Genomic DNA, 13,122 nt, shown 5'->3' on the forward strand with positions numbered 1-13,122 from the left:
TTTTAAATTGAATAATCTATAGGGTAACATTCAGGCTAAAACCAATGTTGCGTGTTGCCGGCTGACTAAATACGTCTACACCAGAAAGTCCGTTACCTGTTGACATGGTAACTTCCGGATCGAATGGCGCTTTCTTATGAATATATAAAAGGTTCCTTCCGATTAAAGAAAGCCTTAAATTCTTCACAAATCCTTTGGTAATAGGTACGCTATACCCAAGAGATACTTCACGTAAACGAATTGCCGTTGCGCTATAAATGTAATTTTCGGTGATCCCATCACGTCCACCCACAGTAGTAAACCATTTTTTAGGGTCCACACTACTGATTGGCGTGCCATTAGCGGCATCCACACCATTGATATTTACAGCACCGCGGTCTCTTGCTTCCCCGGAAGCTTTAGACACCCCATATTTATCCAATAAAGCCTCAGTAAGAGAAAGAACCTCACCTCCAAATTTCCCGTCCACCAGGAAGCTCAGACTGAAACTTTTGTAATCGAAAGTATTGCTCCAACCCAATTGAAATTTAGGGTTAGGATTTCCGATGTAATTAAATCCAGGATTCACCATTGGCGTGCCACCACTACCAATTAAAATTCTACCCTGTGCATCACGCTGGAAAGTAACGCCATGAATATCACCGAAAGAACCTCCTGTACTCAATACGGATTCGTAAGTATTGTTGCGGTTAGGCGTCAATACAAAGCGGTTTATTCCATCTTTCGAATCCACATCGATGACCTTATTCTTGTTGGCCGATCCGTTAAATGAAGTGTTCCAGTTAAAGTCGCCATTTTTGATCACATCATATCCTAAGTTAAATTCAATACCAGAGTTTTGAATATCACCCGCATTCACATATCCCAGAGAGAACGTGGTGGTATAAGCTGGAATGACCTGAATAAACTGATTCAAAGTATTTGACTTATAGTAAGTAAAGCTCAGGCTCAGTCTGTTGCTGAGAAAGCGGAGGTCCGCACCAAACTCGAAGGATTTTGTTTTTTCAGGTTTCAACTGAGGGAAGGGGGCAACAGAATTCAAAAGTACACCACCACCAATAAACATATGCGTTAGAGGTCTGGTCACATAAGAAGGGACTGTATTTCCCACCTGTGCGTACGTACCTCTGATTTTAGCATAGCTGATCACCTCTGGCAATGTCAGCGCCTGATTCAAAATAACGGATAAACCTGCTGAAGGATAAAAATATGATTTATTTGGCGTGAAGGCCAGATTTGATGACCAGTCATTTCTTCCGGTAAGGGTTAGAAAAGCCCAGTTTTTATAAGAGAAATTCGCATTCGCAAATACAGATTGAATCTGACTGTGGTTATTTGGCAAAGTCAGTGTCGGAGGTCCGCCGGCAGCTGTTGCAATGTTTTCAGGCAGGAAGATATTAGGAATGGTCAATCCTGGTTCCGTATAATTATTGCTGGCATCCGGACCAGTACGTGTTCCTACCGTTTTTGAATCGGTAATACTCGTTCCCAGGACCCCGTCTATTTTCAAACTCGACTCGCCGGGAACAGAAAAAGTAAGCAATAAATCTGCATATTTCTGTTCGTTGGTCTGATCACTCATGAGCAGCTGACCATTCTTTTTTGCCAATACCGGATGTGTTCCCGCATAAAGGCGTTGTTCATACTTATCGTTCGTCCGGTCGATACTACCACGTGCCTGTAGATTTAACCAACTGGTAAAATCATATTTTGCACTGGCATTCAACAAGATCCTGTTTCTCTTAGATTCGTTAAGGTTACGGTTCAGAATCCACCATGGATTTTGCTGTACATCTTCATTAAAAGGCCAGTTTTGAGTTGGCGCACCATTTCCACCCGGAACTGCAGGCAATTCAAACTGACTTCTGTAAGGAGAAAGGTCTTTTCCTCTTGGAAACAAATACAAACCGGTTAATGGATTCAAATACAATCCCAATCCAGGGCTGTTTTTGATCGTTTGCGAAATGTAATTTATGTTTCCATCGACGCTTAACTTGTTGTCAAAAAATTTAGCACTTTCCCGGAAGTTAAGGTTATGTCTCGAAAGCTCATTCGTAGGTTCTGTTCCTCTCGATGCGGTGTTTGCATAAGAAAAATAAGATTGTGCAGCTTCAGTACCTCCTGAAAGGTTAATCGAATTTGTCCAGTTTCTTCCTGTTTGATAAAAAGAAGATACATTGTCCGTTGCATCTGTTAATTTATCGCCCCAGCTATCTGTTGCGCCGACTTTTGTTTCGCCATAACTGTCCTGTAATTTTGGTTTGTAAGCAATCTTATCCAGGGTAAAAGAAGAAGAATAGTTAACGACCGGCTTCCCTGCTTTTCCTTTTTTAGTGGTGATCATGATCACCCCATTCTGCGCCTGGCTACCATATAAGGCCGAGGCGGAAGCACCCTTTAATACCGTGATGTTCTCGATGTCATCCGGGTTCAGGTTAGAAATACCGTCACCACCATCCTGACTCGCACTAACAGGGGTCGTTCCTCCTTGTCCAACATTGGATCCGAAGGTATTATTAGGCTGTCCGTTGGCATTTGATCCATTTGAAATGGGCACACCATCGATCACGTAGAGTGGCTGATTGTTACCACCAGCTGATTTATTACCTCTCAGGACGACTTTAGCAGAGCCGCCCACACCAGAAGCACTGGGTGAAATGGTTACGCCCGCTATTTTACCATTCAGCGAGTTCATCAGGTTGTCGCTTTTTGCTCTGGTTAATTCAGATCCTGCTAACTGCTGACTGGAATAGGTAATTGATTTTTCTGATTTCTTAATTCCGAGGGCGGTTACCACGACTTCGCCGAGTTGCTGGGCATCCTCTTCAAGAACAATATTTAATTGTTTAGAACTGATCACGACTTCTTTCGTCGTATATCCTAAATAGCTAACGACCAATACATCGCCAATATTGGCTTGTATCGTAAACTGACCATTTCCATTTGCGGAAACACCAGTCTTTGTACCTTTGAGCAAAATGTTAACACCTGCCAGAGGCTGCCCTTTGGCATCTCGTACGGTTCCGTTAATAGCTTCTGCTTTTTTTGAAAACTCGATCCCGGTTACGGATCGGAATCTTAATGCACCATGATCTGCATTGGAAGCCAAAGCTCCCAGCGCAAGACAGGGCATTACTACGGTCAATAGTAATGATTTTTTCATTGTTACTTAGTGGATGATTAGGTTAATTTTAGATTGATTAATTATATTTATGTGTTCATTTGAATTCTTTTAGTATTTACAATTAGTTTCTCCTGGTCAAAATTCTCCATCACCAATATAGCAGCGCCAATAATCTCTCCGTCGAAACCAAGTTCCGAAATCAAAATCTCTATGTTTGCTGCCAATCTTGGGATACAATATTTGTTTAGCGCGAGTTGAATAGGTGCCATCATGATCTTACCTCCCTTTGCTCCTCTTCCACTCAGCACAATCGTTTTTGGATTCATAATATGGATCAGAATGGCCAATGCCTTGCCGATCTTATATCCGGCATCAGAAAGCAATTCAATCACAAAAGGATCTCCTGTTGCCGCCACCTCGAAAATGGCATCTCCCATTAATTTCAAAGGATCGTCAATAACGGATTGTAACGTGGATAAGCGACCTTGCTTAATGCCTTCCTTTGCTTTTTCTACCACGACTAACATGGAAGCTTCGGCCTCAAGGCAGCCTTGTTTGCCACAGATACACAATGCACCATCCTCAAATAATGGAATGTGACTAAATTCTCCGGCAAAGCCATCGTAACCTCTAAACACTTCGCCTTTAACAATCATTCCCAGACCAATTCCCCAGCCCAGGTTAATGACCATAACCTCTTCCTGAGCTTTTGCAACGCCGAATTTCTGTTCTGCCAATGCAATCACACTTGAGTCATTGGCCACATAAGTTGGTAAGCCGGTTGCCTTAAAAATATATTCATTCAGACTTTGCCCCTGTGCGTCGAGATAGGAATAGTTGATTCCATCTGCAGCACTTACAAAACCAGGCATTCCAATTCCGATTCCTAATATTCGTGCTGTATCTATTCCGTTCCTTAAAATGTAGGCATTGATGTATTCTATCAGTTTGTCTAAGGCAACGGCATTATTATTCAAAAGTAACTCTACCATCTCTACCTCTGCGACTGGCCGGTTACAGAGGTCAACAATTGCAATTCTTGTAGAAAGCTGATCCATTGCAATGGCCATAATGTACATAGCATCCGCTTTAACGGCATAGTTCAAAGGCCTTCTTCCTCCACTCGAAGGCGCGTATCCAACTTCCACAACAAATCCTTCATCAATCAGCTCGTTAATGGCTTTCATAATGATGGGTAAACTTTTACCAAAAAGGACACTTAATTCTGCACATGAAAGAGCATTTTCATAGTAAAGCTTTTTTAAAATCTCGCTTTTCAACTCAGATGCTTTTACAAGTTTAATCTTCATAAAAAATAGTTTGTTTATTAAACTTAATAAAATATTTTAATATCTTCCAATTATTATTAAAATTATTCAATTATTTTTAAAATAAATCAAATATATGTTAATAACTAAATACAGTTAACGAGATAAATCAAGAAGAAAAAGAAGCATAGCAGTCCTGTCAGACTCTGCTGATAAGGGATTCCCTACCGATCAGGCAGGAAAAGAAAAATACGGATCACAAAAAAGCCCGAATACAAGTATTCAGGCTTTTCTATTATATTAAGAAGTTTAGACTAAGCGTGTATCCAGCTAAATTTATAATCCATTGTTGGGGTTTTCATTCTTTCAGCAACACGCAACAATCTGTTAGGTAATGCCATGATATAATCACGGGCCTTTTCACCTGCGTCATTTAAATCGCGCATGCTTTCCAGTTTCCACTCTTCAATCAGCTGTTGCATGATTTCCACATAGTCGACTGCTGTATATACGCCAAGACGTTGTGCAGCATCTGTAAAGTGTCCAAAAGTTTGTCCGATCTTAAGTCCCATTTCGCGCAAGAAATGCGCTGGCATTACGATCTTTTGACGCATCATATCTTCAAAAGCAATCATCGCTTCATTAGGATCCACTTCAAAGATTTTAGCCATAAAGTCCTTATATGCTTTTGCATGACGTGCCTCATCAGAAGCAATTACTCCGCACATTTTAGAAAGTAAGGTATCACCATCTTTTTTAGCCATCGATGCGACCCTTCTGTGGGAGATATTCGTTGCCAATTCCTGAAAACTCGTATATACAAAGTTTCTATACGGATCATGGCCTGTTCCAATATCAAAACCATCAGCAATTAAATACTGCGTAGAAATTTCCATCTGGCGCATATCAACGCGTCCCGACAGGTAAAGATATTTATTTAATAAGTCTCCGTGTCTATTCTCTTCAGCAGTCCAATGACGCACCCATTTCATCCAGCCACCTTGCTCATTTTTAGTGATACCATCTACCATTGTTAACCATGATTCATAAGTAGGCAAAGCCTCTTCTGTAATGGTATCTCCGATTAATACTGCAACAAGGTCATAAGATAACCCATCAGCATTCTCACGCAATAGTTTTATATCCTGGAAAAATGTTTCGCTGGTTGAATCAGGCAGGAAGTCAGACGGTTGCCAATTAGTGTCAATCGGTTTCAAGTAGGTGTCCATCATATCCAGCATATAGCCTTCAATGTGTAGCATCACTTCCCTTCTCTTTTCTGCGAAAAAACTCATTGTTTTTTATGTTTTAAATTAGTTCCAAAGATAACCAAAAATTGCATATTTTATCGTTTCGACATTATTTTATTCGCAATTAAGGGCCTTATAAAAGCGCTTTGCCGACATAATATTTGGCGATATAACTAAACAACATCCGATCAAAGAATAAGTTTCAAATACGAGGAATAATGGTTGAAATAAAGGGTTTCCATATAGCATGAGCACCATCTTTCCAGGGGATACCCAAAAACCCTATAAACAAGAAAAGCCTGTAGTTTCCTACAGGCTTTCTTTAAGATTTGGCACCGACCTACTCTCCCACGTGTTACCGCAGTACCATCGGCTCTGGTGGGCTTGACTTCTCTGTTCGGAATGGGAAGAGGTAGACACCACCGATATAGGCACCTAAATATTTTTATTGTTTTCTTGCTCCTTATTGGTGCGGTCAAACAATGACATATTATTGAAAGAAGTTAAGTTAGGAAGAACAAACAACAGTTTATTGCTCTTGAAAGCTTCGGATTATTAGTATTACTCGACTTTGATGTCACCACCTTTACATCTGTAACCTATCAACGTAGTAGTCTGCTACGGTCCTATATGGAATTCTCATCTCGTGGCTAGTTTCGCACTTAGATGCTTTCAGCGCTTATCTATTCCCAACGTAGCTACTCTGCAATGCCCCTGGCGGAACAACAGATTCACTAGAGGTTAGTCCAACCCGGTCCTCTCGTACTAAGGTCAGCCCCACTCAAAATTCCTACGCCCACAACAGATAGGGACCGAACTGTCTCGCGACGTTCTGAACCCAGCTCGCGTGCCACTTTAATCGGCGAACAGCCGAACCCTTGGGACCTTCTCCAGCCCCAGGATGTGACGAGCCGACATCGAGGTGCCAAACCTCCCCGTCGATATGAGCTCTTGGGGGAGATCAGCCTGTTATCCCCAGCGTACCTTTTATCCTTTGAGCGATGGCCCTTCCATGCAGAACCACCGGATCACTATATCCGTCTTTCGACCCTGCTCGGCTTGTCTGCCTCACAGTCAAGCAAGCTTATGCTATTGCACTCCTCATACGGTTACCAAGCGTATTGAGCTTACCTTTGAAAGCCTCCGTTACCTTTTTGGAGGCGACCACCCCAGTCAAACTACCCATCAAACAATGTCCCCCCCGAAAGGGGTTAGACACCGAATACAAAAAGGGTGGTATTTCAACGTTGACTCCAGAACGCCTAGCGACGCCCCTTCATAGTCTCCCACCTATCCTACACATCTTGTATCCAATGTCAATGTTAAATTGTAGTGAAGGTGCATGGGGTCTTTCCGTCCCGTTGCGGGTACCCGGCGTCTTCACCGGGACCACAATTTCACCGAGCTCATGGCTGAGACAGCGCCCAGATCGTTACACCATTCGTGCAGGTCGGAACTTACCCGACAAGGAATTTCGCTACCTTAGGACCGTTATAGTTACGGCCGCCGTTTACTGGGGCTTCGATTCAATGCTTCTCCTTGCGGATGACATCCCCTCTTAACCTTCCAGCACCGGGCAGGTGTCAGGCCTTATACTTCATCTTTCGATTTTGCAAAGCCATGTGTTTTTGTTAAACAGTCGCCTGGGCCTTTTCACTGCGGCTGATATTGCTACCAGCGCCCCTTCTCCCGAAGTTACAGGGCCATTTTGCCGAGTTCCTTAGCCATGATTCACTCGAGCACCTTAGAATTCTCTTCCCGGATACCTGTGTCGGTTTGCGGTACGGGTTTTTATAACCTGAAGCTTAGCGGTTTTTCTTGGAAGTCTGATTACCTGCGCTATCTACGCCCCCGAAGGTTTGCAGTACTATCGGGTTTCAGCTAGATCTGCGGATTTACCTACAGTCCTAATACCTACGCCCTTTAACGATCTATTCCGTCAGATCGCGGCAGTGTCACTACTCCGTCCCCACATCGCAGTTATAAAAAGTACTGGAATATTAACCAGTTGTCCATCGAATATCCCCTTCGGGTTCTCCTTAGGCCCCGACTAACCCTGATCCGATTAGCGTTGATCAGGAAACCTTATCCTTTCGGTGGGCGGGTTTCTCTCCCGCCTTATCGTTACTTATGCCTACATTTGCTTTTCCAGAAGCTCCACCACAACTTACGTCATAACTTCGCTGCCGCTGGAATGCTCCCCTACCGTAATATTAATATTACCCATAGCTTCGGTGTATAGTTTAATGCCCGTTTATTATCCATGCCCGATCGCTCGACTAGTGAGCTGTTACGCACTCTTTAAATGAATGGCTGCTTCCAAGCCAACATCCTAGCTGTCTATGCAATCGGACCTCGTTAGTTCAACTTAACTATAACTTGGGGACCTTAGCTGATGGTCTGGGTTCTTTCCCTCTCGGCCCGTGACCTTAGCACCCCGGGCCTCACTGCAGTGTATATTATATAGCATTCGGAGTTTGTCTGGATTTGGTAGGATTTGACTCCCCCGCACCCAATCAGTAGCTCTACCTCTATATAACTTAACCACCACGCTGTTCCTAAAAACATTTCGGGGAGTACGAGCTATTTCCCAGTTTGATTAGCCTTTCACCCCTACCCACAGATCATCCGGAAACTTTTCAACGTTTATCGGTTCGGTCCTCCAGTACGTGTTACCGCACCTTCAACCTGTCCATGGGTAGATCACAAGGTTTCGCGTCTACCTCCCCTGACTATACGCCCTATTCAGACTCGCTTTCGCTTCGGCTGCGTGTCTTAAACACTTAACCTTGCCAGAGAAGAGTAACTCGTAGGCTCATTATGCAAAAGGCACGCCGTCACGCCACCTGGACGCTCCGACCGCTTGTAAGCACACAGTTTCAGGTTCTATTTCACTCCCCTGTTCGGGGTTCTTTTCACCTTTCCCTCACGGTACTGGTTCACTATCGGTCTCTCAGGAGTATTTAGCCTTACCGGATGGTGCCGGCAGATTCCCACAAGGCGTCTCCGACCTCGCGGTACTCAGGATACTACTAGGCTAATGTTACTTACGTGTACGCGGCTCTCACGCTATATTGCCAGGCTTCCCATCCTGTTCCACTTCATTTCATTAATACCACATCGTAGTCCTACAACCCCACATATGCCGTAACATAAGTGGTTTGGGCTCTTTCCCTTTCGCTCGCCACTACTTAGGAAATCATTATTATTTTCTCTTCCTCTGCTTACTTAGATGTTTCAGTTCGGCAGGTTTGCGTACATTGTACGACTAGTCTTCAACTAGCCAGGTTTCCCCATTCGGAAATCTTCGGATTAATTCATATTTGCTAATACCCGAAGCTTATCGCAGCTTATCACGTCCTTCATCGCCTCTGAGAGCCAAGGCATCCCCTGTGTGCTCTTATTTACTTTCTTCTCTCCATAGCCTTTTGCGCCTATGGAAATGCTTTTTTTGATTGTTGTTATCTCTACGGATTGAATAATTGCTTATTCATTCCTTCAAGCTAACAACGTCTCTATTGTTGTTTGCTCTTCTTTTTTAACTTCTTCCAATATGTCAAAGAACTTTAGTTCCCCTGATCACAATCCGTAATCATATTTATCAGCCTTTTGTATTAGGCATGGGTAATGGTGGAGAATAACGGAGTCGAACCGTTGACCTCCTGCGTGCAAGGCAGGCGCTCTAGCCAGCTGAGCTAATCCCCCTTAGAATATATCTGTAGTCCCGAGCAGATTTGAACTGCTGACCCCTACATTATCAGTGTAGTGCTCTAACCAAACTGAGCTACGGGACTATTTAATATCAGCAGCGGTTATTGTTCTGAGGTGTCTCATTTACAATCCTTTTTGCCTCATCTAATACCTGCTTTCAGTATGGAACACTATTATGATGTTTCATCCTATGGGTTTTCTTTTTTGAGATTTTTTTGTCATTTATATCATTTACGTAGCGAGTAGTCTGAACTACTCCAGAAAGGAGGTATTCCAGCCGCACCTTCCGGTACGGCTACCTTGTTACGACTTAGCCCCAGTTATCGGTTTTACCCTAGGACGCTCCTTGCGGTTACATACTTTAGGTACCCCCAACTTCCATGGCTTGACGGGCGGTGTGTACAAGGCCCGGGAACGTATTCACCGCGTCATTGCTGATACGCGATTACTAGCGAATCCAACTTCAAGAGGTCGAGTTGCAGACCTCTATCCGAACTGTGAATGGCTTTTTGAGATTTGCTTGCTGTTGCCAGCTTGCTGCCCTCTGTACCATCCATTGTAGCACGTGTGTAGCCCCGGACGTAAGGGCCATGATGACTTGACGTCGTCCCCTCCTTCCTCTCTGTTTGCACAGGCAGTCTGTTTAGAGTCCCCACCTTAACGTGCTGGCAACTAAACATAGGGGTTGCGCTCGTTGCGGGACTTAACCCAACACCTCACGGCACGAGCTGACGACAGCCATGCAGCACCTAGTTTCGTGTGATTGCTCACTGACCTATCTCTAGATCATTCACTAACTTTCAAGCCCGGGTAAGGTTCCTCGCGTATCATCGAATTAAACCACATGCTCCTCCGCTTGTGCGGGCCCCCGTCAATTCCTTTGAGTTTCACCCTTGCGGGCGTACTCCCCAGGTGGAATACTTAACGCTTTCGCTTAGCCGCTAACTGTGTATCGCTAACAGCGAGTATTCATCGTTTAGGGCGTGGACTACCAGGGTATCTAATCCTGTTTGATCCCCACGCTTTCGTGCCTCAGCGTCAATGACACCATAGTAAGCTGCCTTCGCAATCGGTGTTCTGTGACATATCTATGCATTTCACCGCTACTTGTCACATTCCGCCTACCTCTAGTGTATTCAAGCTCATCAGTATCAAGGGCACTGCGATGGTTGAGCCACCGTCTTTCACCCCTGACTTAATAAGCCGCCTACGCACCCTTTAAACCCAATAAATCCGGATAACGCTTGGATCCTCCGTATTACCGCGGCTGCTGGCACGGAGTTAGCCGATCCTTATTCCTTCGGTACATTCAGCTACTTACACGTAAGTAGGTTTATTCCCGAATAAAAGCAGTTTACGACCCAGAGGGCTGTCTTCCTGCACGCGGCATGGCTGGTTCAGAGTTGCCTCCATTGACCAATATTCCTTACTGCTGCCTCCCGTAGGAGTCTGGTCCGTGTCTCAGTACCAGTGTGGGGGGTCATCCTCTCAGATCCCCTAGTCATCGTGGTCTTGGTGAGCCGTTACCTCGCCAACTAACTAATGACACGCATGCCCATCTTAATCCTATAAATATTTGATCATTGTACAATGCTGTACTGTGATTTTATGCGGTGTTAATCCGAATTTCTTCGGGCTATCCCCCTGATTAAGGTAGGTTGCATACGCGTTACGCACCCGTGCGCCACTTTCGTGAAGAGCAAGCCCTTCACTATCGTTCGACTTGCATGTATTAGGCCTGCCGCTAGCGTTCATCCTGAGCCAGGATCAAACTCTCCATTGTAAAATGTGTGGTTTGAACGCTGACCATTCTTAACTTGTTAATAATAGTCTTTATTCTTTTTTTTGTATTGTCTGTCAGATTCTGACTTGAAAAAATAGCTTTGGTTTTCATGTACTTTGAAACGATACTATCTTACCTCGCTACGCTATAAATGACATCTCTTTAATGAACTTTTCGAATCTCCTCGCGGTTCTTCTTTTATGTTGCAATCTTCGTTTCTCTGTTTCCTCCAGGTCTTAATGTTCCTGGTGTCAGTTTCAAACTTCTGATCGTTTCAGTCTTTTTGTTTTTGTTATCAAACTCCGTTTGGTAACCCCCGTTTTTGTTGGGACTGCAAAGGTAGAAATCTTTTTGTTATTGTCAAGCTTTTTGTGAAACTTTTTTACTTTGTTTTATTTGGTTAATAAACCGGTCAAAACAACCTCTGACATCTCTCTACTGCAATCTTTCAAATCCTTCTCTCTGTATCAACCTCAATCTTTCTCTTCCTCCGAAGCGGGATGCAAAAGTAGGAAAATTTAACCGGTCTCAAAACAATTCAGCCATTATAATTGCATCACATTCCTAACTGCATGATTTACAGCTATAAAAACACCAGTGGTCATCTAAAAAACAAACTCATACAGCGGGATATCACCTGTTAATAAAAAGGACTAATAAAAATTCCCCTAAAAAAGGCCTGCCTTTTTCCTGAATCAACACAGTAAAGGAGTCTTTTTATTCGCTAAAATCATTAGAAAGAATATCCAAATGCCTTGTTTTACTCTGAAAGAATTCGGTACAACTCCATATTCAGGTAATAATTTGCGCCCTGGATGGTTCGTTTTTCTAAAATTCCCAATGTCGTAAGTTGATCCAGGTATTTCCTTGCGGTATTTTCCGAATACAATCCCATAGTGGTGATGTGTTTTACTCTGGTATAAGGCTGACTAAATAATGCAGAAACCAGCGTTTCCGGCCTCAATATATTCCCCTCTTCAATAATTGCCGTTAAAATAGCTTCTTTGGCCGCAATAATATCATTAATCTTATAATAGGTCAGATTCGAAGTCTGCTCTATCGCCTTCAACATGTATAATAACCAGTTCTTCCAGCTCCCTCTTTGGCTTATTCCAGATAAACCTGCATAATAATCGTCCTTATTTGCCATAATATAACTACTCAGAAACAGGATTGGATAATCCAGCAAGCCCTTATTGGTCAGATAATGGATGTTAAAGATCCTACCGGTACGCCCATTTCCATCCCTAAAAGGGTGAATTGCTTCAAATTGAAAATGTCCAATGCACATCTTTAGCAAGGGATCTATGGGATATTTCTGATCCTCGTTTAAAAACTCAATTAGGTTATCAAGTTTTGCTTCTATAATTCCTGTACCTCTGGGTGGTGTATAAGACACCTTTCCGGCATTTGGCCCGGTCCCAGCTTCTTTAATGTAAATCTGTGCGACCGGTGTTCTGATTCCATCACTAAACTGGCTCACCACCTGATACATTTTTATAAAATAAGCTTTATCAAATTGTCCACCTTCTTTCAGATGATCATAGCCCAGCCAGAGTGCCTCCCTATAATTAAGAATCTCTTTTGCCGGCCCATCCAATTGTTTGGTCTGATCTTCACTATATGCTTTATAGAGCTCATCATCTGTTGTGAAGATATTTTCAATGGCACTTGAGGCTTTTGCTTCCTGCAAACTAATGGAATTTATCAGTAGCCCCTGATTAGGAATAGCAATGCTACGTCCTTGTAGTCTGCCTATAGCAGCCTTTGCCTGTCCTAGTTGTTTATAAACCTCTAAGTCTTCATATAAATCTTTATCGATAGGAAGGTCTGGTAAATCATTCCAGGGTTTATTGCGGTCAGCATTAATCTTATAAGCCATATTCAAATATAGCTAAACAATCAGAGTAAACCTTAAAATAATGATATTTTAAGGTTTACTCTGATTGTGACCTTAAAATAGTAGCAGATCCTTAAGTTAACCTT

Annotated in this window: 4 protein-coding genes, 2 tRNA genes and 3 rRNA genes; all 9 read right to left on the reverse strand. The window is 43.2% G+C overall.

The annotated features are described in order from the left end of the window. Positions 1 to 16 precede the first annotated feature (16 nt). Entirely contained in the window at positions 17 to 3,163 is a 3,147-nt protein-coding gene (locus tag AAFF35_RS24015; protein WP_342329095.1) for a SusC/RagA family TonB-linked outer membrane protein, read from the reverse strand. 47 nt (positions 3,164 to 3,210) lie between these two features. After that, positions 3,211 to 4,434: an ROK family protein gene (locus AAFF35_RS24020; protein WP_342329096.1), complete on the reverse strand. Its 1,224-nt coding sequence runs from the start codon at positions 4,432 to 4,434 to the stop codon at positions 3,211 to 3,213. A 272-nt stretch (positions 4,435 to 4,706) separates the two neighbouring features. Then, positions 4,707 to 5,687, reverse strand: coding sequence for an acyl-ACP desaturase (locus AAFF35_RS24025; RefSeq protein WP_342329097.1), 981 nt, complete (start codon positions 5,685 to 5,687; stop codon positions 4,707 to 4,709). A 282-nt stretch (positions 5,688 to 5,969) separates the two neighbouring features. Next, positions 5,970 to 6,081, reverse strand: a 5S ribosomal RNA gene (gene rrf / locus AAFF35_RS24030). A 97-nt stretch (positions 6,082 to 6,178) separates the two neighbouring features. After that, positions 6,179 to 9,056, reverse strand: a 23S ribosomal RNA gene (locus AAFF35_RS24035). Between the two features lie 214 nt (positions 9,057 to 9,270). Further along, a tRNA-Ala gene (locus tag AAFF35_RS24040) sits at positions 9,271 to 9,347 on the reverse strand. Positions 9,348 to 9,361: 14 nt separating this feature from the next. Beyond that, positions 9,362 to 9,436: transfer RNA gene (locus AAFF35_RS24045), tRNA-Ile, on the reverse strand. A gap of 178 nt (positions 9,437 to 9,614) precedes the next feature. After that, a 16S ribosomal RNA gene (locus AAFF35_RS24050) occupies positions 9,615 to 11,136 on the reverse strand. The 16S, 23S and 5S rRNA genes sit together here with 2 tRNA genes alongside, the layout of an rRNA operon. Before the next feature lie 760 nt (positions 11,137 to 11,896). Next, positions 11,897 to 13,018 (reverse strand): Fic family protein, encoded by a 1,122-nt coding sequence (locus AAFF35_RS24055; RefSeq protein WP_342329098.1) that lies wholly within the window; start codon positions 13,016 to 13,018, stop codon positions 11,897 to 11,899. Positions 13,019 to 13,122 lie beyond the last annotated feature (104 nt).

It is taken from the genome of Pedobacter sp. FW305-3-2-15-E-R2A2 (assembly GCF_038446955.1).
Classification (GTDB): domain Bacteria; phylum Bacteroidota; class Bacteroidia; order Sphingobacteriales; family Sphingobacteriaceae; genus Pedobacter.